This window comes from Rhodococcus sp. PvR099 (assembly GCF_017833315.1).
Taxonomy (GTDB): domain Bacteria; phylum Actinomycetota; class Actinomycetes; order Mycobacteriales; family Mycobacteriaceae; genus Rhodococcus_G; species Rhodococcus_G oryzae.
In genome coordinates, this window is record NZ_JAFIBV010000001.1 from 1,795,034 (window position 1) to 1,814,103 (window position 19,070).

20 protein-coding genes and 2 tRNA genes are annotated in these 19,070 nt (G+C 68.6%); 10 read left to right on the forward strand and 12 right to left on the reverse strand.

Going from position 1 to position 19,070, the window contains the following annotated elements:
• Positions 1 to 35 precede the first annotated feature (35 nt).
• From JOE46_RS08210 to JOE46_RS08230, 5 genes are all read left to right on the forward strand, one after another.
• Positions 36 to 2,348, forward strand: a complete 2,313-nt coding sequence (locus JOE46_RS08210) for an FdhF/YdeP family oxidoreductase (protein WP_209926818.1) — start codon at positions 36 to 38, stop codon at positions 2,346 to 2,348.
• Positions 2,348 to 3,172: a formate dehydrogenase accessory sulfurtransferase FdhD gene (gene fdhD, locus JOE46_RS08215; protein ID WP_209926820.1), complete on the forward strand. Its 825-nt coding sequence runs from the start codon at positions 2,348 to 2,350 to the stop codon at positions 3,170 to 3,172. The genes JOE46_RS08210 and fdhD overlap by 1 nt, the downstream gene beginning before the upstream one ends.
• Positions 3,173 to 3,292: 120 nt before the next feature.
• The gene (locus tag JOE46_RS08220; protein WP_374102885.1) at positions 3,293 to 5,476 is read left to right on the forward strand and encodes an MMPL family transporter; all 2,184 of its coding nucleotides are present in this window, start codon (positions 3,293 to 3,295) and stop codon (positions 5,474 to 5,476) included.
• 21 nt (positions 5,477 to 5,497) lie between these two features.
• The gene (locus JOE46_RS08225; RefSeq protein WP_209926823.1) at positions 5,498 to 5,728 is read left to right on the forward strand and encodes a DUF2892 domain-containing protein; all 231 of its coding nucleotides are present in this window, start codon (positions 5,498 to 5,500) and stop codon (positions 5,726 to 5,728) included.
• 28 nt (positions 5,729 to 5,756) lie between these two features.
• Positions 5,757 to 6,161, forward strand: a complete 405-nt coding sequence (locus JOE46_RS08230) for a DUF302 domain-containing protein (protein ID WP_097211430.1) — start codon at positions 5,757 to 5,759, stop codon at positions 6,159 to 6,161.
• Here the strand turns inward: JOE46_RS08230 and aroQ are convergent.
• The 6 genes from aroQ to JOE46_RS08260 form a co-directional block, all read right to left on the reverse strand.
• Positions 6,141 to 6,605, reverse strand: a complete 465-nt coding sequence (aroQ, locus tag JOE46_RS08235; RefSeq protein WP_097211431.1) for a type II 3-dehydroquinate dehydratase — start codon at positions 6,603 to 6,605, stop codon at positions 6,141 to 6,143. The genes JOE46_RS08230 and aroQ overlap by 21 nt on opposite strands.
• A gap of 95 nt (positions 6,606 to 6,700) precedes the next feature.
• Positions 6,701 to 7,981 (reverse strand): ATP-dependent Clp protease ATP-binding subunit ClpX, encoded by a 1,281-nt coding sequence (gene clpX, locus JOE46_RS08240; protein WP_077042099.1) that lies wholly within the window; start codon positions 7,979 to 7,981, stop codon positions 6,701 to 6,703.
• A gap of 310 nt (positions 7,982 to 8,291) precedes the next feature.
• Complete coding sequence (locus tag JOE46_RS08245) at positions 8,292 to 8,954, reverse strand: ATP-dependent Clp protease proteolytic subunit (RefSeq protein ID WP_027499880.1); 663 nt, start codon at positions 8,952 to 8,954, stop codon at positions 8,292 to 8,294.
• Between the two features lie 46 nt (positions 8,955 to 9,000).
• Positions 9,001 to 9,645 carry an ATP-dependent Clp protease proteolytic subunit gene (locus JOE46_RS08250; protein WP_257017433.1) on the reverse strand — a complete coding sequence of 215 codons (645 nt, stop codon included), beginning with the start codon at positions 9,643 to 9,645 and terminating at the stop codon, positions 9,001 to 9,003.
• 91 nt (positions 9,646 to 9,736) lie between these two features.
• A complete protein-coding gene (gene tig, locus JOE46_RS08255; RefSeq protein ID WP_097211538.1) occupies positions 9,737 to 11,092 on the reverse strand; it encodes a trigger factor in 1,356 nt (451 codons plus the stop codon).
• A gap of 78 nt (positions 11,093 to 11,170) precedes the next feature.
• Positions 11,171 to 11,247, reverse strand: a tRNA-Pro gene (locus JOE46_RS08260).
• Between the two features lie 200 nt (positions 11,248 to 11,447).
• Between JOE46_RS08260 and JOE46_RS08265 the strand changes: the two genes are divergently transcribed.
• Positions 11,448 to 11,521 (forward strand) — tRNA-Gly (locus JOE46_RS08265).
• Positions 11,522 to 11,584: 63 nt separating this feature from the next.
• Here JOE46_RS08265 and dinB read toward each other — a convergent pair.
• The 3 genes from dinB to JOE46_RS08280 form a co-directional block, all read right to left on the reverse strand.
• A complete protein-coding gene (gene dinB, locus JOE46_RS08270; protein ID WP_209926828.1) occupies positions 11,585 to 12,835 on the reverse strand; it encodes a DNA polymerase IV in 1,251 nt (416 codons plus the stop codon).
• A gap of 27 nt (positions 12,836 to 12,862) precedes the next feature.
• Positions 12,863 to 13,444, reverse strand: a complete 582-nt coding sequence (locus JOE46_RS08275) for a GNAT family N-acetyltransferase (RefSeq protein WP_097211539.1) — start codon at positions 13,442 to 13,444, stop codon at positions 12,863 to 12,865.
• A gap of 86 nt (positions 13,445 to 13,530) precedes the next feature.
• Positions 13,531 to 14,346, reverse strand: a complete 816-nt coding sequence (locus JOE46_RS08280; RefSeq protein ID WP_209926830.1) for an AraC family transcriptional regulator — start codon at positions 14,344 to 14,346, stop codon at positions 13,531 to 13,533.
• Positions 14,347 to 14,429: 83 nt separating this feature from the next.
• Between JOE46_RS08280 and JOE46_RS08285 the strand changes: the two genes are divergently transcribed.
• Together JOE46_RS08285 and JOE46_RS08290 are read left to right on the forward strand one after the other, a co-directional pair.
• Complete coding sequence (locus tag JOE46_RS08285; RefSeq protein WP_209926832.1) at positions 14,430 to 14,840, forward strand: SRPBCC family protein; 411 nt, start codon at positions 14,430 to 14,432, stop codon at positions 14,838 to 14,840.
• A gap of 98 nt (positions 14,841 to 14,938) precedes the next feature.
• Positions 14,939 to 15,793 (forward strand): DUF1542 domain-containing protein, encoded by an 855-nt coding sequence (locus JOE46_RS08290; RefSeq protein ID WP_209929011.1) that lies wholly within the window; start codon positions 14,939 to 14,941, stop codon positions 15,791 to 15,793.
• On the opposite strand, the gene JOE46_RS08295 is transcribed toward JOE46_RS08290, so the two are convergent.
• Both JOE46_RS08295 and JOE46_RS08300 read right to left on the reverse strand, forming a co-directional pair.
• Positions 15,790 to 16,587: an Fpg/Nei family DNA glycosylase gene (locus JOE46_RS08295; protein ID WP_209926835.1), complete on the reverse strand. Its 798-nt coding sequence runs from the start codon at positions 16,585 to 16,587 to the stop codon at positions 15,790 to 15,792. The two genes, JOE46_RS08290 and JOE46_RS08295, sit on opposite strands and share 4 nt — an antisense overlap.
• Positions 16,588 to 17,061, reverse strand: coding sequence for a ribose-5-phosphate isomerase (locus tag JOE46_RS08300; protein WP_077042121.1), 474 nt, complete (start codon positions 17,059 to 17,061; stop codon positions 16,588 to 16,590). It lies immediately after the preceding gene.
• Between the two features lie 62 nt (positions 17,062 to 17,123).
• Between JOE46_RS08300 and JOE46_RS08305 the strand changes: the two genes are divergently transcribed.
• Positions 17,124 to 17,996, forward strand: coding sequence for a M48 family metallopeptidase (locus JOE46_RS08305; protein ID WP_373560245.1), 873 nt, complete (start codon positions 17,124 to 17,126; stop codon positions 17,994 to 17,996).
• Here the strand turns inward: JOE46_RS08305 and JOE46_RS08310 are convergent.
• Positions 17,993 to 18,316 (reverse strand): hypothetical protein, encoded by a 324-nt coding sequence (locus tag JOE46_RS08310; RefSeq protein WP_097211542.1) that lies wholly within the window; start codon positions 18,314 to 18,316, stop codon positions 17,993 to 17,995. The two genes, JOE46_RS08305 and JOE46_RS08310, sit on opposite strands and share 4 nt — an antisense overlap.
• Before the next feature lie 113 nt (positions 18,317 to 18,429).
• On the opposite strand from JOE46_RS08310, the gene JOE46_RS08315 reads away from it, so the two are divergent.
• A complete protein-coding gene (locus tag JOE46_RS08315) occupies positions 18,430 to 19,068 on the forward strand; it encodes a TetR/AcrR family transcriptional regulator (protein WP_209926837.1) in 639 nt (212 codons plus the stop codon).
• Positions 19,069 to 19,070: the final 2 nt, after the last annotated feature.

Here is a 19,070-nt window from a genome sequence, read left to right on the forward strand (position 1 = left end):
TTTCGGCGGGCCCGTGACGGGGCCACTATGTAGGCATGACTCGCAAGGGACCCGAACGCGACATAGACGAATCCGAGCTGGTCGTCACGCACAGCAAGGACCACGCGGCGGGAGTGCCAGCGGTCCTGGTGTCCCTGCAACGCGGCCTCGAGCAGATGGGCGCCGTCCGCACCGCCCGGACCCTGGCCAGGCTCAATCAGCGACACGGGTTCGATTGCCCCGGCTGCGCCTGGCCCGAGACGCCGGGGCACCGCAAGCCCGCGGAGTTCTGTGAGAACGGCGCCAAGGCCGTCGCCGAGGAGGCGACGCTGCGCACAGTCGGTCCCGAGTTCTTCGCCGAGCACTCTGTGGCGGAGCTGGCCGAGAAGACCGACTACTGGCTCGGACAGCAGGGGCGCCTCGCGCACCCGATGGTGCTCCGCGAGGGCGCGACCCACTACGCGCCGATCGAATGGGACGAGGCCTACCGGCTGATCGCCGACCACCTGCGCGCGCTGCCCGACCCCGACGGCGGCGTGTTCTACACGTCCGGCCGCACCAGCAACGAGGCCGCGTTCCTCTACCAGCTGATGATCCGCAGCTTCGGCACCAACAACCTGCCCGACTGCTCCAACATGTGCCACGAATCGTCCGGCAGCGCGCTGACCGAATCGATCGGCATCGGCAAGGGTTCGGTGACAGTGCCGGACCTCGAGTACGCCGACCTCATCCTCATCGCAGGCCAGAACCCCGGCACCAACCATCCCCGGATGCTCTCCACGCTGGAGAAGGCAAAGGGGAACGGCGCCAAGATCATCGCGGTCAATCCGCTGCCCGAGGCGGGGCTGCGCCGGTTCAAGGACCCACAGAAGGTGGGCGGCGTGATCGGGCGCGGCGTCGACATCGCCGACGAGTTCCTGCAGATACGCCTCGGCGGTGACATGGCCCTGTTCCAGGGGCTCGGGCGACTGCTGCTCGAGGCCGACGACGCGGACCCCGGTTCGGTGGTGGACCGTGCCTTCGTCGAGCAGCACTGCGCGGGTTTCGCCGAGTACGAGAAGAACGTCCGCGCAGTCGATCTCGACGTCGTCCTCGAGGCCACCGGACTCACGATGACGCAGTTGCGCGAGACCGCCGACGCGATGGCCTCTTCCGAACGGACGATCGCATGCTGGGCGATGGGCCTGACCCAACAGACGCACGGGGTCGCGACCATTCAGGAGATCACCAACCTGCTGCTGATGCGCGGCATGATGGGCAAGCCCGGCGCGGGCGTCTGCCCGGTGCGTGGGCACTCGAACGTCCAGGGCGACCGCACGATGGGTATCTGGGAGAAGATGCCGGACTCGTTCCTCGACGCGCTGGACCGCGAGTTCTCGATCGTCAGCCCCCGAAAGCACGGCTGGGACACCGTCGCCGCCATCCGCGGCATGCGTGACGGCAAGGGCTCCGTCTTCATGGCGATGGGCGGGAACTTCATCCGGGCCACCCCGGACACCGAGGCCACCGAGGCCGCACTGCGTTCGTGCGCGCTGACCGTCCAGGTCTCGACCAAGCTCAACCGCTCGCACGTGGTGACCGGGCGCACCGCGCTCATCCTGCCGACGCTCGGCCGCACCGACAAGGACATCCAGGCCGGCGGGAAACAGATGGTGTCCGTGGAGGATTCGATGTCCATGGTGCACCTCTCGCGGGGCAACCTGACACCCGTCAGCGATCAGCTGCGCAGCGAGGTCGCAATCGTCTGCGAACTCGCCGAGCACCTGCTCGGCGCCGACCACTCGGTGCCGTGGGCACAGTTCAAGGGTGACTACGACCGCATCCGCGATTCGATCTCGCGGGTGGTACCCGGCTGCGAGAACTACAACGAGCGGGTCCGGCGGCCCGACGGGTTCCAGCTGCCGCACCCGCCGCGCGACCGGCGCGAGTTCCCCACCAGCACCGGCAAGGCCAATTTCACCGCGAGTCCGCTGCAGTGGTTGCCCACTCCCCCCGGCCGGCTGATCCTGCAGACCCTGCGCAGTCACGACCAGTACAACACCACCATCTACGGGCTCGACGACCGTTATCGCGGTGTGAAGGGCGGCCGCAAGGTGATCTTCGTGTCCGCGGCCGACCTCGCGGAACTCGGCATCGCCGACGGCGCCGCCGTGGACATCGTCTCCGAGTGGACCGGCCCCGACGGCGTGCTGCAGGAGCGCCGGGTGCGCGACTTCCGGGCCGTCCGGTACAGCACCCCCAAGGGCAATGCCGCCGCCTACTACCCGGAGACCAACCCCCTCATTCCGCTCGATCACGTTGCCGCGAAGTCGAATACGCCGGTGTCCAAGGCGGTGCTGGTACGGCTCGAACCGGCGGGGGCGCACTGATGGGTCGGGTCACCGCGCGCCGCCCGGTGCTACGGATCACCGGTGGCGCCACGGTGCGCAGACCGGACAGCCTGGCCGTGGAGGAACCGCTGGAGATCCGGATCGGCGGCCGATCGCTCTCGGTGACCATGCGAACCCCAGGGGACGACATCGACCTGGTGCACGGGTTCCTGCTGGGCGAGGGCATCATCGGATCGGCGTCCGACGTCTCGGTCATCCGGTACTGCGACGGTGTCGATGCCGATGGCGCCAACACCTACAACGTGCTCGACGTGGCGCTCGCTCCCGGGGTCCCGCCGCCGACCGGCGCCGATCGCCAGTTCCTGACCACCTCGGCATGCGGCGTCTGTGGCAAGGCCTCGCTCGAGGAGGTCCGGGTGCGCTCGCGCTACGACCTCACCGCTCCCGACCCCGTGGTGACGCCGTCGACCCTGGCGTCCATGCCTGTGACCCTGCGCGCGCGGCAACGGGTCTTCGACTCGACCGGCGGCCTGCATGCCGCCGGACTGTTCACCGCCGACGGCGCCCTGCTCGCGATTCGCGAAGATGTGGGCAGACACAACGCCGTCGACAAGGTGCTCGGCTGGGCGTTGACCGCCGACCGGGTGCCGCTGCGCGAGGCGATCCTCGTGGTCAGCGGGCGCGCTTCCTTCGAACTCGTGCAGAAGGCCGTGGTCGCAGGCGTCCCGGTGCTGGCCGCCGTCTCCGCCCCGTCGTCGCTCGCCGTCGATCTCGCCACCGAGTCCGGTCTGAGCCTGGTCGGGTTCCTGCGCGGCGAGACCATGAATGTCTACAGCGGCGAGGCCCGGATCAAGCCGGCCTGACGCCGCACCCGACCACCCGCCCACCCCTGTGGCGCTTCTCGCATCCTACCTAGATACCCCCTAGGGTATGGTCGACTCATACCGAGCAGATACCCCCCAGGGCATATCGAGGAGATTCGCATGACCAGCAACACGGCCGAGGTGGACAAAACCCGGGCGGTGAGAGCGGGCGGCGACGGCCCGCCGCCGATCGCATCGACTGGGGGACTCCTCGGCCGACTGGGCGCGGCGATGGTCGGACGCGCCCGGTGGGTGTTCGGCATCTGGCTGATCGCCCTGGTGGCGCTCGGCGCCGCCGCGCCGTCGGTGTTCACCTCGCTTGCCGGCGCCGGCTGGCAGGCCAACGGCTCGGAATCCGTGCAGGTCCGCGAGCTCGCGCAGGAGCACTTCGGTGGGAACTCCTCCGCCGCGGTGCAGGTCGTCGTGCACTCGGACACGCTCGCGGTCGCCGATCCGCAGGTGCAGCAGGTCCTCGCCGACGCCACCGCGGTGTTCGCCGACGATCAGCGGTTCGGCGAGGTCATCGCCCCGCAGCCCGGCATGTCGATCAGCCCGGACGGGCACACCGGCATCCTGATCGCGGGGGCGAACGCGGGCACCGACGACATGGTCAAGGCCGTCGACGAGCTCAAGGGCGAACTGGGCGCACTGTCCACGAATGAGATCGAGGTCTACCCCACCGGCGCGTCCGCGCTGTGGAGCGATTTCAACAAGGCCAATCACGACGCGATGATCCAGGCGGAGATGCTCTCCTGGCCGGTCACGCTCGCGATCATGGTGCTGGCATTCGGGTCGCTGGTTGCGGCGGGACTGCCGCTGTTGCTGACCATGGCGGGCCTGATCGCCTCCGCGGGCGGGCTGGTCCTGCTCAACACGGTCACGCCGATCTCCGTGTGGGCCATGAACTTCGCAATGATGTTCGCCCTCGCGCTCGGCATCGACTACGCGTTGTTCATCGTGTCGCGATTCCGGGATGCGCTGAGCAAGAGCGGCGACCCGCGCGCGGCGGTCGCCGAGACGATGGACACCGCGGGCAAGGCCGTCGTCCTCTCGGGACTGACCGTGCTCGTGAGCCTGTCCGCGGTACTGCTGGTCCCGGCGCCCGCGGTCCGGACGATGGCCGTCGGCATCATGCTCGCCGTCACCTTCGTTCTCGCGGCCACGCTGACCCTGCTCCCCGCCGTGCTCGGCAAGCTCGGCACCAAGGTCAACGCAGGCGCGCTCCCGTACGCCAAGCGGCAGCAGCACCGCTCCCCCCGCTTCGCCGCGTGGGGCAACCTCCTGCACCGCCGCCCGTGGCCGTTCGCGATCGGCTCGCTCCTGATCCTGATCGCGCTGTCCCTCCCGGTGCTCGGTCTGAAGGTCGCGATGCCGTCGATCGAGGTGGTCCCCTCCGACGCGCCGGTCCGGCAGGGCTACGAACTCGTCCAGGAACAGCTGGGTGAGGGCGCGCCAGGAATGCTGCAGATCATCGCCCCTGCATCGGAGGCCGAGGCCACGGCCGGCGCCACGGCCGCCGTCGACGGAATCGCGATGGTCACCCCGCCGCAGCCGGCGATCGACGGCTCCGACCACGTGATGCTGCAGGCGATACCGGGCGTCGACCCCTCCGACGAGTCGATGGGTTCGATCCTCACCCAGCTGCGGTCCGAGCTGCCCGAGCAGGCAATGGTCGGCGGCGCACCCGCCGAGAACCTCGATCTGCAGCAGGCGCTCAACGACTACCTGCCGCTTATCGTCGGCATCATCCTGGTACTCGGGTTCCTGCTGCTGCTGGTCGCGCTGCAGGCCCCGCTGATCGCCATCCTTGGCACCGTGGTGAGCCTGCTCTCGACCGCCGCCGCGTTCGGCGTCGCCAAGCTGATCTTCCAGGACGGACACGGGGCGGGCCTGCTCGGCTTCACCCCGCAGGGCTTCCTCGACGGATGGGGGCCGGTGTTCTTCTTCGCGATGATCTTCGCCATCGCGATGGACTACACAGTGTTTCTGCTGTCCACCGCGAAGGAACACTACGAGCGATCCGGCGATCCGAAGGTCGCGCACGTGGACGGCCTCGCACACTCGGGCCGGGTGATCGCCGCTGCGGCAGCGGTGATGGTCGCGGTGTTCTTCACCTTCGCGCTCGCGGATCCGCTTCCGCCGAAGGAGATGGGCATCATCCTGGGCGTCGCCGTCCTGCTCGACGCGGTCCTCATCCGCCTGGTCCTGCTGCCGGTGCTGCTGCGACTGACCGGGCACGCCGCCTGGTGGTCGCCCGCCTGGCTGCGCAGGGTGCTGCCCGACATCAGCTTCTCGCACGGCTGACCCCAGAAAGGAGCTCCCCCCATGGCTACATTTCCCCGCCACCACGGATGGACGGTCGAGCGGCTGGTTCCGCTCCTCGCAGGCACCATGGTGCTGCTCAGCGTCGCACTCACCCTCGCGTTCTCGTCGTGGTGGCTGATCCTCACCGGATTCGTCGCCGCGAACCTGCTCTTCTATGCGACCGTCGGATGGTGCCCGGCCAGCCTGCTGATGCAGCGGCTCGGCATCAGACGACTCGACGAACCCGCGTGAACACCCCGATCCAGAACGGAGACAACTCATGAACCTGGCACTCTCGACGACACTGCAAGCCTCCTTCGCCGATGCGGTCGAAAGGACCCGAAAGGCCCTACAGGAACAGGGCTTCGGCGTGCTCACCGAGATCGACATGCGCGCGACGCTCAAGGCGAAGCTCGACGTGGACATGGAGGACTATCTGATCCTCGGTGCGTGTAACCCGCCGCTGGCGCACCGCGCGGTCACCATCGACCGGCAGATCGGATTGCTGTTGCCGTGCAACGTGATCGTTCGCTCCGATCCCGATACCGACGGCACCGTCATCGTGGAGGCGATGAATCCCGAACTGATGGTGCAGGTCACGGGCGAACCCGCGCTCGAGGCCGTGGCCGAGGAGGCGGGCGCCCGCCTGCGGGCCGCGATCGCCTCAGTCGGCGACGCCTCCTGACCGCCGTTGCCGTCGACAGATCCAGTCGACGGCAACGCGGTAGCCCTCCGGCCCGAGGCCGCACACCACGCCGTCGACGACCGACGACACGAGGGACCGGTGCCGGAACTCCTCGCGACCGTGGATGTTGCTGATGTGCACCTCGACCACCGGCACCCCGAGCGTGGCGATGGCGTCGCGCAGCGCCACGGAGGTGTGCGTATAGCCACCCGGATTGATCACCACACCCGAGGCCCAATCGCGGGCCTCGTGGATCCAATCAATCAGTACGCCTTCATGATTGGACTGGCGCGCATCGATCTCACGGCCGTACTCGGCGGCGACCACGCGGCACATGGCCTCCACGTCGTCGAGGGTGGCGAACCCGTACACCTCGGGCTCGCGCTGCCCGAGCAGATTCAGGTTGGGTCCGTTGAGCACGAGGATCGAGCCTTCGGTCGCCATACGGGTCACGCTAGCTCGCGAACGACCCCGACAGACGGAGAACGGCCGGTGGGAATCCCACCGGCCGTTCTCCGTCTGCTGTGTCGTTGTGCTGATTACGCCGACTTGTCGCGACGTTCCGGCCGCTCGGGCTTGCGCGGGACGATGGTCGGCAGCACGTTGTCGTTCACCGTCTCGGCCGTCACGACCACCTTGGCGACGTCGTCGCGGCTCGGGATGTCGTACATCACCGGCAGCAGGACCTCTTCCATGATGGCGCGCAGGCCGCGGGCACCGGTGCCGCGCAGGATCGCCTGATCCGCGACGGCCTCGAGCGCGTCCGGGGAGAACTCGAGTTCCACCCCGTCCATGTCGAACAGCCGCGTGTACTGCTTGACCAGAGCGTTCTTCGGCTCGGACAGGATCTGCACGAGAGATTCCTTGTCCAGGCTGGTCACCGAGGCCACGACCGGGAGACGGCCGATGAACTCCGGGATCAGGCCGAACTTGATCAGGTCCTCGGGCATCACCTCGGCGAAGTGATCCTGGGTGTCCAGCTCGGCCTTGGAACGCACCTCCGCCCCGAAACCGATGCCGCGCTTGCCGACCCGATCGGAGACGATCCGCTCGAGACCCGCGAACGCGCCCGCAACGATGAACAGCACGTTGGTGGTGTCGATCTGGATGAATTCCTGATGCGGATGCTTGCGCCCACCCTGCGGGGGCACGCTCGCCTGGGTGCCCTCGAGGATCTTCAGCAGAGCCTGCTGCACACCCTCGCCGGACACGTCCCTGGTGATCGACGGGTTCTCGCTCTTGCGGGCGATCTTGTCGACCTCGTCGATATAGATGATGCCGGTCTCGGCGCGCTTGACGTCGTAGTCCGCGGCCTGGATCAGCTTGAGCAGGATGTTCTCGACATCCTCGCCGACATAGCCCGCCTCGGTGAGTGCTGTCGCGTCGGCGATGGCGAACGGAACGTTCAGCATCTTCGCCAGCGTCTGCGCGAGGTAGGTCTTGCCACAGCCTGTCGGGCCGAGCATCAAGATGTTCGACTTGGCCAGTTCCACGGTCTCGCCGCGGGCGTCGCGACCCTTGTCACCGGCCTGGATGCGCTTGTAGTGGTTGTAGACCGCGACCGCGAGCGTGCGCTTGGCCGCGTCCTGACCGATCACGTAGTTCTCGAGGAAGTCACGGATCTCGGCCGGCTTGGGCAGCTCGTCGAGCTTGACCTCGCTCGACTCGGCCAGCTCTTCCTCGATGATCTCGTTGCACAGGTCGATGCACTCATCGCAGATGTAGACCCCTGGTCCCGCGATGAGCTTCTTCACCTGCTTCTGACTCTTGCCGCAGAAAGAGCACTTCAGCAGGTCGCCGCCGTCACCGATGCGTGCCATCTCGTCAGGTCCCTACTTCCTTCTCAGCGTGGTGACCATCCCCCGCCCGAGCGTGTGAGTCGTCGCGACCCACATCCCTGGGCGGACAAAAGCCCCTGATGTGACCGTACCCGTAGTTTCGGAACGAGGTCGACCAGTTGCCGATGATTCAACTCGGCGCAGCCGAGGTGAAACTCCGACGACCGGTGCCACCCCGATTCCGACCGGGGGTCCCAGCCTGACCGGTCGGCTCCCCGACACGCAACATCCGAACGAACGCGGCGTGTCGCGGAGCCCGACCGTCTTCTGTCGACCCGGAGGCCGACGACCGCTACTTCTGGGCGGAGAGCTTCCGGTACTCCAGCACGTCGTCGATGATCCCGTACTCCTTGGCCTCCGCGGCCGTGAGGATCTTGTCGCGATCGGTGTCCTTGCGGATCACCTCGGCGTCCTTGCCGGTGTGCTTGCTCAGCGTCGACTCCATGAGCCGGCGCATCCGCTCGATCTCGGCGGCCTGGATCTCCAGGTCGGAAACCTGGCCCTGGATGCCGCCCGTGGACGGCTGGTGGATCAGCACGCGCGCGTTCGGCAGTGCCAGACGCTTGCCGGGGGTGCCAGCCGCGAGCAGCACCGCCGCCGCCGACGCCGCCTGCCCGAGGCACACGGTGGTGATGTCGGCCCGGACGTACTGCATGGTGTCGTAGATCGCCATCAGCGAGGTGAACGAGCCACCGGGCGAGTTGATGTACATGGTGATGTCGCGATCGGGATCGAGCGACTCGAGCACCAGCAGCTGCGCCATCACGTCGTTCGCCGAGGCGTCGTCGACCTGCACGCCGAGGAAGATGATGCGCTCCTCGAAGAGCTTGTTGTACGGGTTCGACTCCTTGACGCCGTAGCTGGAGTGCTCGATGAAGGAAGGCAGGATGTAGCGCGACTGAGCGCCGGCCGGTGCCTGGCCGCCGAGTGCACGGGGATCGAAGAGGTTGGTCATCAGTTCTCCAAGATGGTGTGGACGGGAGGTCGGGGGCGGTGGCGGGTCAGTTGCCCGCGCCGCCGGCCTGCCGTGCGCGGGAGACGACGTGGTCGACGAAGCCGTACTCGAGCGCCTCGGTCGCCGTGAACCAGCGGTCCCGGTCGGAGTCCGCGGTGATCTGCTCGACCGTCTGGCCCGTGTGCTCGGCGATGAGCTGAGCCATCTCACGCTTGGTGTGCGCGAACTGCTCGGCCATGATCGCGATGTCGGACGCGGTTCCGCCGATGCCTGCGGACGGCTGGTGCATCATGATCCGCGCGTGCGGCAGGGCGTAACGCTTGCCCTTGGTTCCCGCCGAGAGCAGGAACTGGCCCATCGAGGCGGCCAGACCCATGCCGAACGTCGCGATGTCACACTCGGCGAACTGCATGGTGTCGAAGATCGCCATGCCCGCGGTGACCGAGCCGCCGGGCGAGTTGATGTAGAGGGAGATGTCCCTGGTCGGATCCTCGGCCGAGAGCAACAGGATCTGCGCGCACAGCTTGTTCGCGATGTCGTCGTCGACCTGGGTACCGAGGAAGATGATGCGTTCCCGAAGCAGGCGCTCGAACACCGAGTCGCTGAGATTCAGACCAGAGGTGGCTGAAGTCATGGCGGGGCCCAACGAAGCCCCCGGGTTCTGTGAAGTCACGGTACCTGCCTTCTCCATAACTGAATTCGATGATTCTTGACACTGACACTAACGAACAGGGACGGCCCCGGAGTCCCGGTGCCGTCCCTGTTCGCTATTGGCGTGAAATCTAGCTCTCGTCCGCGGCCTCGGCCTCGTCCGACTCCGGGCTGCCGAACAGCTCCTTCGTGTCGACGGCCGCGCCGGAGGTGTCCGTGACGGTCACCTGGTCGACGACGGTCGCGAGCGCCTTGCCGCGTCGGACGTCGGCGAACACGGCGCCGAGCTGACCGGCCTGCTGGACCTGCTGGATGAACTGATCCGGCGAGATGCCGTACCGCTGGGCCTGGAAGATGATCCGCTCGGTCAGCTCCTGCTGGCCGACCTCGGTGCCCGCCTCGTCCGCGATCGCGTCGAGCAGCAGCTGGGTCTTCACCGACTTCTCGGCGGCCTCGGTGGCATCCTTGTCGAACTGCTCGCGGCTGGTGCCCTGCGCCTCGAGGAGAGCGTTGAGCTGCTCCTCGTCGTGGTCGAGGCCGTGCACGGCCTCGTGCAGCTGCGCGTCGACCTCGGCCTTGACCACGGTCTCGGGCAGCGGGACCTCGATGGTCTCGAGCAGCGTCTCGAGGACCTTGTCGCGGATCTGGCCGGCCTGCTCGACCTTGGCGACCCGGCCGACCCGCTCGCGCAGGTCGTCCTTGAGTGCGTCGAGGGTGTCGAACTCGCTCGCCAGCTGGGCGAACTCGTCGTCGGCCTCGGGCAGCTCGCGCTCCTTGACGGTGCCGACGGTGACCGTCACGACGGCCTCCTTGTCGGCGTGCTCACCGGCGACGAGCTTGGTGGTGAAGTCCTTCGACTCGCCGGCCTTGAGCCCGACGATCGCCTCGTCGAGACCCTCGATCAGCTGGCCCGAGCCGACCTCGTGGGACAGGCCGGACGCGGTCGCCTCCGGGACGGCCTCGCCGTCGATGGCGGCCGACAGGTCGATCGACACGAAGTCGCCGTCCTGGACGGCGCGCTCGACACCGGTGAGGGTGCCGAAACGCTGACGCAGCGACAGCAGCTGCTCGTCCACGGCCTCGTCGGTGATCTCGACGGGCTCGACGGTGACGGCGAGGGTGCTGTAGTCGGGCAGGTCGATCTCGGGGCGGACGTCCACCTCGGCGGTGAACGCGAGCAGCTCACCGTCTTCGATCTTGGTGATGTCGATCTCCGGCTGGCCGATCGCCTTGACGCCTGCGGTGGTCACGGCCTCCGAGTAGCGCCCGGGAAGGGTGTCGTTGACGACCTGCTCGAGCACGGCGCCGCGGCCGACGCGGGCCTCGAGGAGCTTGGCCGGGGCCTTGCCCGGACGGAAGCCGGGGAGACGGATCTGCTGCGCGAGGGCCTTGTACGCCTTGTCGAAATCGGGCTTGAGCTCCTCGAAGGGCACCTCAACGTTGATACGGACCCGCGTCGGGCTCAGCTGCTCGACGGTGCTCTTCACGGACATGCTCCTTCGTGTGGTCTTGCTCGTTGCGTCGCGGCCCTGATCTTCAGTTCCGCGCTGTTATGACGTTGTCCCTGGTCGGGGTGACAGGATTTGAACCTGCGACCCTCCGCTCCCAAAGCGGATGCGCTACCAAGCTGCGCTACACCCCGTTAGGTCCGCGACACGACGACCACGCGGAAGATCCGTGTGGCTGCCGCCGTGGTGAATCCTACGGGTCACCAGTTCGTGAAATTCCCGGCCACCCGATTTGGCGGATCTCCGGCCACCCGATTGGCGAATCCTGAACTGGGTTGGGTACAGTCTCTCAACGCAGACGACATCGATGGCGATCCCAAGTTGTCGTGTGCACGGGGATGTAGCTTAGTGGTAAAGCCTCTGCCTTCCAAGCAGATGATGCGGGTTCGATTCCCGTCATCCCCTCCACGATGTACCAGCCCACCAGGCCTTCGCCGGGTGGGCTTTTTCGTGCCCGAGTGCAGGTGTGCGCTAGTCGGGCAGGATCGGCACCGTGACACCCTGATCGCGGCCGAGCAGCACCGCCCTCGTGACGGCGGCCGAGCCGAACCGGTCCCGCAGGCTGTCCAGTGTGGTGTCGAGAGAGCTGCTCGAGGGCTCACCGAACGGCAGCGTGAGTTGTTCCGCCCCGCCGTTCTCCAGGTTCGCGAGCGCCACCCCGACCAGGCTCAGGCCGCGATCGTGGATCGTGGGCATCGCCGCGGCCAGCAGGCCGCGCGCCTCGGCCAGCAGTACCGCTGTCTGCGAGGTGGCCTGCCCGAGGGTGTGCGAGCGGGTGACCCGGGTGAAATCGTCGAAACGCAGCCGCAGCACCACCGTCCGGCAGACCCGGTCCGCCGCCCGCAGTCGCTTTGCCACCCGATCGACCAGCGCGACGAGTGCCGCCTCGATGTCCTCCGGCGACTTCGGCCTCCGCCCCAGCGCATGCTGCGCTCCGATCGACCGCCTGCGACGCCCGACCTGGACGCGCCGCGGGTCACGTGCCCAGGCAAGCGCGTGGAGGTGCCTGCCCGCCGCCTGCCCGACCACCGACATCAGTTCGCGTTCGGAGATCTCCGCGATCTGCCCGACGGTGCCGATCCCGTAGTCACGCAGCTTGCGTGAGGTGACGGCGCCGACTCCCCACAGTCGCTCGACCGGCAGCGGATGCAGGAACGCCAGCTCGCGATCGGGCGGCACGAGCAGCAGCCCGTCCGGCTTGCCCACCGCACTGGCCACCTTGGCAAGGAACTTGGTCCTCGCGACGCCCACCGTGATCGGCAGCCCGACCCGCTCGCGCACCTCCGCCCGGAGCCGGGCCGCGATCTCGACGGGGGTCCCTGAGACCCGCCGCAATCCCCCGACGTCGAGGAACGCCTCGTCGATCGACACACCCTCGACCAGCGGAGTGGTCTGCCGGAAGACCTCGAACACGGCACGGCTCGCTTGCGCGTACGCGGACATCCGCGGCCGGACGACCACCGCCTGCGGACACAGTCGCAGCGCCTGCGCCCCACTGCCCGCCGTGCGGACCCCGTAGGCCTTGGCTTCGTAGCTGGCGGCGAGGACGACTCCCCCGCCGACGATGACCGGCCTGCCCCGCAGCGACGGGTCGTCTCGCTGCTCGACCGAGGCGTAAAAGGCATCGAGATCGGCATGCAGGATCGTGGCCTCGGTCCGGGCAGGCTCGGAGCCCGGGCCGGCGGGCGAGGGCGGAAACGCTGCACGATCGGACACGAACATATGTTCGCATCGGGCACCGACAGTCCGCTACCCCCGCGGCCCCCGATGCATTCGCCACACCTCGGGTCCATGGTCGATCGTGATGTGCCCCGCGATCGAGAACCCGTGACGCTGGTACAGAGGCAGGTTTCGGCGGGTCGCCGTATCCAGCCACACTGCGTGGCCCTCGCGGTCCATCTCCGCGAGCCCGGCGGCGAGCAGATCGCCGCCCAGCCCACGCCCCTGCGCGCCACGGGCCACCCCGATCGTCGCCAGAAGCCAAGCGTCATCCCAGGAGCCCATTGTCGACATCCGCTCCTCCGCGTCCATCATTCGGACGAACCGGTCCCCGTGCAGCTCGGCAATGGACGCGAGAACCGATTCGTCAGGAGGCGACACGTCGGGAGGAATGAAAGCGACCACGCCGTTCCGGTCGGCGTCGATATACCCGAGGCCGTGCGGCAGGGCCATGTGTTCGAGATACAACCGTTGAAGCTCGGTCACCCGCTCCTCGTGCGAATCGGCTTGGACGCACCACGTCGTCCAGGGATAGTCGGCGAAAGCCTCCCCGAGAACAGACGCTGCGCGGTCCAGATCTTCTGCCACCAACGGCCGAATCGAGATTTCCATACCGCACTTCATCACGATTCACAGTCCCGACGAAAGTGATTATTCGGACATGGACCCGATGTGACGGGGCGACGCTCGGCGAGCGCTTAGACAGGCGACAGCAGCGCTCGCACCGCGCCCGGGGTTCGGCCCAGGTGGGCGCGCATCGTCCTGGTCAGGTGGGCCTGATCGGCGAACCCGAGGTCCGCGGCGAGCCCGGCGAGGTCCCGCTCCCCTGCCTCGAGCCGAGCCAGCGCCCGGCCCACACTGACCCGGTTGCGATACCGGGTGACGGAGACGCCGGTGACTGCGGTGAAGTGTCGACTCAGCAGGAACGGCGACACCCCCAGCGCGCCCGCCAGCGGGATCAGCCCGTCGGATCCGGGGGCTTCGTCGAGGATCGCCTCCCTGGCCGTCGCGACCAGCGCCCGGCCGCGCGGGCCGGACCGGATCCGCGCCGGTCCAGCGTCGTCGTCCGCCACGCGCTGAACCACCTCCCCGACGAGCCCCACCAGTTCCTCGGCGACCGCGAACCCGACGTCGCCGCTCGCCGCCGCCCTGAGCAGCCGCCGATGCCACAGCTCCACCCTGGCGTCGACGTAGAGGTCCGCGGCGGGCGCCGCCCCTTGGTCGCCCGCGATCGAGTGCCACAGCTCGGCGCCGATGTCGATCGAGGTGCAGAGGTCGCCGCCGACGGGATGCGCGAACCGCTCTTCCTGGCCCGGTCGGCCGAGGTAGGCGGTGGTCCGGTCCAGCACCGATTCGGCTCCGTCGGCCCGTCGCAGGAACCGTCCCGCTCGCACGAGCACCAGCCGGTGATCGTCGTGGCACTCCGGGCCCGACCACCCGGCGTGCTCGCCGGCACAGGTGACCGCCCAGGCACTGAACTGGGGCGACTCCGCGATCCGCGCCGCCGATTGCATGAGGAAAACGCTACGCGCGGCCACCGACACGGAACCGCAAAAATGTTCAAGACGATCGGACCGGCGGAGGGCACCCTCAGGTCATGGCATACATACGCACCGAAACACTCGTCGACACCTCCCCCGAGCGCGCATGGGATGCGCTTCGCGACTGGGGCGCGCTGCACGAGCGCCTGGCCGCCGGGTTCGTCACCGACACCACCATCGACGGGGGCGACCGGATGATCACGTTCGGCGACGGCTCGGTTGTCCGCGAACGCCTGGTCGCGCTGGACGAGTCGGCCCGCCGCCTGTCGTGGTCGATCGTCGACGGGCCCTACGAGCATCACAACGGGTCGGCCCAGGTGTTCGCCGAGAGCGATGGCCGCACCCGATTCGTCTGGATCGCGGACGTGTTGCCGGATGCACTGGCGGACCGCACCACGGCCATGATGGAGCTCGGCACCAGCGCAATTCGCCGAACCCTCGAGGGAGACCGGGTGCGCGGCGGATAGCCGACGGACTCGAGGGCGGCAGTTCCGCGGACGGCGGGCCCCGCTGGATCGCCGGTAGGCTGGGACTCGTCCGATTTGTCCCCATGGGAAGGCCCCCAGTGGAACTCCTCCTGATCCTCGCCGTCATCGGTGTCGTCGTGTTCCTGGTCATGAAAAGCCAGAAGCGCTCCGTCGGCCACACCGCCACCCAACTCGAGGACGCCAAAGCGGACGCGCGCCAGGCAATCGAGCGGCTCGGCGGCCAGGTCTACAACCTGACCGGCACCGACATGGCCTCGAAGCAGGCCCTCGCCGACGCGTCCGAGCGCCACATCGCGGCCGGCTCGCAGATCGACCAGGCCAACAGCCCGGCGCAGGCCCGCCTCGCGAAGCAGACTGCGCTGGAAGGCTTGTACTACATCCGGGCCGCGCGAACCGCGATGGGTTTGGACCCGGGACCCGAGGTCCCGAGCATCGACGGCCAGCGCGCCGCGGGCGAGGTGACCGAGAACCGCGACATCGAGTTCGAGGGCCGTCAGGTCTCGGCTTCCCCGAACCCGTCCCCGCGCACCCCCAACTACTACCCGGGCGGTCGCGTCGCGGGTCGGCCCGTCCCTGCCGGCTGGTACTCCGAGCCGTGGTGGAAGCCGGCGCTCGTCGCAGGCGCGTGGGGCGTCGGCTCGATGTTCCTGTTCTCCGCGATGTTCGGCGGCATGGCCGGTGTGCCCTATGACGCGCAGGCCTTCGAGAGCGGCGCCGGCGACGGGAGCGACGCGGGCGGAGACGCCGGTGGAGACGCGGGCGGCGACGCGGGCGGAGACGCGGGCGGCGACGCCGGTGGAGACGCCGGCGCCGACGCCGGCGGTGACACGGGCGGCGGCGACTGGGGTGGCGACGCCGGTGGCGGCGACTGGGGCGGTGGCGGCGACTGGGGCGGTGGCGATTTCGGCGGCGGCGACTTCGGTGGCTTCTAGACCGACTGGCAGGTCGGGCACCAGAACAGGTTGCGCGCCTTCATGACCGAGTGAGCGATCGGTGTGCCACACACGCGGCACGCCGATTCCGTTCGGCGGTACACGTAGGTACGCGGGCGGTCCTTGGCGTACGCCGGCTCGCCGTTGTCGTGCTCGGGGCGCACCACGTGCATCTTCCCCCGCCGGACACCGACCTTCATCAGTGCGACGAGGTCGGTCCACATGGCATCCCATTCGGTCGCGCCCAGCCGCGCGCCGGGGCGGTTCGGGTTGATCCCATGCCGGAACAGCAACTCGGCCCGATAGACATTGCCCACCCCGGCGATCACCTGCTGATCCATCAGCAGTGCGCCGATCGCGGTCTGCGACTTGGAGATACGGCGCCACGCCCGCGCGGGGTCGGCGTCGGGACGCAACGGGTCGGGGCCCAGCCGGTCCTCCAGCGCGCGTAGCTGGGGCTCGTCATAGATCTCGCAGGCGGTCGGCCCGCGCAGGTCGGTGCCGATCTCGGCCCCGACCATCCGCATGCGGACCTGGCCCACCGGCGTGCCCATGGGCAGCGGGAGATCGGTGAACTTGCCGTACAGCCCGAGGTGCACGTGCACGATCTGGCCCGACTCGTAGTGGTGCAGCAGGTGCTTGCCCCACGCCTCGGCCCGGACCAGGACCCGGCCGTCGACGCTCGCCGCGCCGGACTCGAACCTGCCCTGCGGGCTGGACACACGAACGGGAGCACCGGCGAAGTGTCGCTGGTGCTCCCGTGCGAGGCGGTGGAGAGTGTGACCCTCGGGCACTCAGGCCTCGGGCAGGGCCGGCGGCACGCCGGTGCGCTCGTACTCCGACAGGATGTCGATGCGCCGCTGGTGCCGCTCCTCGCCCGACCACGGGGTCTCGAGGAACGCGTCGACGATGGCAAGGGCCTCCTCGAGCGAGTGCATCCGGCCGCCGATGCCGATCAGCTGCGCCTTGTTGTGCTGGCGCGCGAGCTGGGCGGTCTCCACGCTCCAGGCCAGGGCGCAGCGGGCGCCGGGCACCTTGTTCGCGGCGATCTGCTCGCCGTTGCCGCTGCCGCCGAGCACGATGCCCAGGCTGCCCTCGTCCTCGACCACGCGGCGCGCGGCCTCGACGCAGAACGCCGGGTAGTCGTCCACGGCGTCGTACACGTGGGCGCCGCAGTCCACGGCCTCGTGGCCGTTCGCGGTGAGATGGTCCTTGATCTGGTTCTTGAGCTCGAAGCCTGCGTGGTCGGCACCTAGGTATACGCGCATGTGTCGATTCTGACAGGTCGGCGCGGCGACCCCCGACCCGACCACGAATAGGGTTTGTCCACATGGAGCAGTTCCCACCCACGATCACGCATCACTCGCCCGTCCACCCCGCGCCCGGGTACGCGCCGCCGCAGATGCTCCCGCCGCGAGGGCTCTCCCCGTGGGGTATGCCGATCCGGCACCACCTCGAGATCCCGCTGCTGATCCTGGCGATCGCGACCACCGTGGCGGCCTACCTGGTGTCGATCGCGCTGATCGCCTCGGGCGCGCTGGAGCCGTGGGTCATCATCGTGCTGCTCGCACCGATCCTGCTCTTCTTCGCCCGCGGGCAGATGTACGCCGCGCAGCGCGTCAACGGCGTGAAGATGACGCCGACCCAGTTCCCCGACGGGTACCGGATGCTGGTCGAGGCGGCCGCGCGGTTCGGCATGCCACAGGTTCCCGACGGCTATGTCGTCCTCGGCAACGGTCAGATCAACGCGTTCGCGTCCGGTCACGGCTTCCGGCGGTACGTGGTGGTCTACAGCGACCTGTTCGAGATCGGCGGCCAGGCACGCAATCCCGACGCGCTGGCGTTCATCATCGGACACGAGGTCGGGCACATCGCCGCGGGCCACACCTCCTACTGGCGCCAGCTGGGCATGTTCGCCTCCAACTACATCCCGGTGATCGGGTCCTCGCTCTCCCGCGCGCAGGAGTACACCGCCGACAACCACGGGATCTGTAACCGTCCACACGGCGCACCGGGGGCGATCGGCGTGCTCGCCGCGGGCAAGTACCTGATGAGCCTGGTCGGGTTCGACGAGATGGCCGACCGGGCCCGCACCGAGCGCGGGTTCTTCCCCTGGCTGGTGAACATCCTGTCCGGACACCCGGTGCTGACCTGGCGCGCCGCCGCCCTGCGGGACCGCTCGCGGCACGGCCGGGTGTTCTAGCCGGCGACCTGCTCGCAGTGTGCGCGGACCGCGCGGTGGTCCGGATCCACCCAGCCCTTGGACTCCGCATAGTCGATCATCGCCACGAACCGGGGCAGCCAGCCCTCGCCGCGCAGGGGGTGACTGCGCACCGCCCCCTCGAGGACGCCGATGTCGAGCCAGACGTGGTCGCCGTCCACGGTGCCCCATGCGCCCAGCGCGGCGGCGGCCCGTTCCCGGTCGCGATCGCCCAGCACGGTGACCGCCAGACTGGTGAACTCGTCGACCCCCGTCAGTTCCACCGTCGCCTCGGCCTCGCGAAGGTCCACCTCGAGCTGCATCTCGTACCCGCCTCTACCCAGGACCGACCACACAATTGGATCAGTTGATTGAATCGTTGAGCCCATTTGATGCCATGCCCCCACCCATGTCAAGGGTGTGCGAAACTCTCGACATGTCCACCCCGAACCAGAACCGTCAGGGCAACGCCACCCGAATGCGCCTGGTGAAGACGGCCGAAAAGCTCTTCGCCGCCCAGGGTGTGGACGCCGTGTCGATCCGGGCCGTCAACTCGGCCGCCGGGCTCGGGCCTGCCTCGGTGCACTACCACTTCGGCTCGAAGGACGACCTGCTGGCGGCGGTCCTCCTCGATCTCGGCGGCGCGGTCCGCGACCAGATCCGGATCAACGTAGACCGACTCGCCGCATCGCCCGTCCCCCCGACCGCGGACGACCTGGTTCGGGCCGTCACCGAGCCCTACCTCGAACTCGTACTGCGACAACGCGTCCGGGGCATGCGGTGGGTCAAGATCATCGCGCAGATCTCCCAGGAGGGCCACCCGGCCCTCGAGGCCGCGGGCCAACAGGTCGACGAGAGCCTGCTCGATCAGGTCCGCCGCGCATATCCACACTCCGACCCGGACCGCCTCCCGCTCCGCTGGGCGATCTCCGTGATGGGTTTCCTCCAGGCTCTGGGCCGGGCCGACGAGTGGAGCCACGGCGCCGGCCGTCTCTCCCCCGAGGACCTGACGAGCTTCTACGAGGACCTCGTCGTCTTCGTCGTCGGCGGCGCCGACCGACTGCTCGGCTCCTGACC